The sequence below is a fragment of the Kitasatospora sp. NPDC023176 genome (assembly GCF_055560495.1).
This window is the reverse complement of sequence record NZ_JBVHIP010000096.1, coordinates 1-1,617: the sequence shown is the minus strand read 5'-3', so window position 1 is coordinate 1,617 and position 1,617 is coordinate 1. Positions and strand designations below refer to the sequence as shown.

Genomic DNA, 1,617 nt, shown 5'->3' with positions numbered 1-1,617 from the left:
GAAGTCCTCGGCACCGAACACATCGGCATCCACGACAACTTCTTCGAACTCGGCGGCGACTCCATCCTCACCATCCAGGTCATCTCCCGCGCCCGTGAGGCACTGGGCTGCAGCATCACGCCGCGGATGCTCTTCGAGACCCCGACCGTCGCCGAACTCGCCGAGGCCCTTCGTCCGGACTCCGCCCCGACCGCCGCGGCCATCCCGTCCGTACCGCGTGACGGACTGCTGCCGATGTCCTTCGGCCAGCAACGCCTGTGGTTCCTGGAGGACTTCACCGAGAGCAGCCCCGAGTACCACGCGGCGCTCGGCCTGCGGCTGACCGGTGCGCTCGACGCCGACGCGCTGCGCGGCGCGGTCGAGGACCTGGTGGCGCGGCACGAGTCGCTGCGCACCACCTTCGACGTCACCGACGGCCGTCCGGTGCAGATCGTCCACCCGGAGCTGCGGCCCCAGTGGCGCAGCACCACGGCGGACGACGAGGAGCAGCTGCGCGCGCTCACCCGGGAGGAGCTGGCCCGCTCGTACGACCTGCGCAACGGTCCGCTGGTGCGGGTGCTGCTGGTGCGGCTGGGCGAGGGCGAGCACGTGTGCGTCCTCGGCATGCACCACATCGTCACCGACGGCTGGTCGATGGGCGTGGCGGCCGGCGAGCTCGGCGCGCTGTACACCGCCCGTGCCGAGGGCCGTGCCGCCGATCTTCCCGAAGTCCCCGTGCAGTACCCGGACTTCGCCGCCTGGCAACACCAGCGGCTGACCGACGGCGGGGTGGTCGCGGAGCAACTCGACTGGTGGCGGGAGCAACTGGACGGGATCACCCCGCTGGAGCTGCCCACCGACCGGCCGCGACCGGCGGTCCGCTCCTCGGCCGGCGCGGTGCACGGCTTCGGCGTGCCGGCCGACACCGTGGACGGGTTGAAGCGGCTGGCCCGCCGGGAGGGCGCGACGCTCTTCATGGCGCTGACGGCGGCGGTCCAGACCGTCTTCGCCCGCTACACCGGGCAGCAGGACATCGCGGTGGGCACGGCGTCCGCCGGACGCGCGCACGGCGGGCTGGACCAGCTGATCGGCTTCCTGGTCAACACGGTCGTGCTGCGGTCGCAGATCGAACCGGACTCCTCCTTCGCCGAGCTACTCCGACAGGTCCGGGGCACCGTCCTGGACGCCTTCGCGCACGAGGACGTGCCGTTCGAGCGCCTGGTGGAGGCGGTGCAGCCCGAGCGCGACACCAGCCGTACACCGCTGGTGCAGGCCATGGTCGTGCTGCAGAACACCGCGAGCCCGCACCCCGAGCTGGCCGGCCTGCGGGTCGGCGAGTACGCCATGGAGCGGGACACCGCGCTCTCCGACCTCACCATCGAGTTCGAGGAGTCCGGGGGCGAGTTGCGGGCGCTGGTCGAGTACAGCACCGAGCTGTTCGACGCGGCGACGGTGCAGCGTTTCGGCGAGCACCTGAACGTACTGCTGGGGGCCGCCGTCGCCGGGCCCGAACTGCCGCTCTCCGCCCTTCCGTTGATGACGGCCGGGGAGCTGGAGCGGGTGAGCGGTGAGTGGAGCGGTGTGCCGGGCGTGCCCGCCTGGGCGGGCACCATCCACGGACTGGTCGCCGAGCAGGCC

At 72.3% G+C, this 1,617-nt stretch carries 1 protein-coding gene; it reads left to right on the top strand.

The window, feature by feature from the left end:
- On the top strand, positions 1–1,617 hold a 1,617-nt coding region (locus ACZ3YL_RS42445; RefSeq protein ID WP_465663205.1), incomplete at both ends, for a condensation domain-containing protein.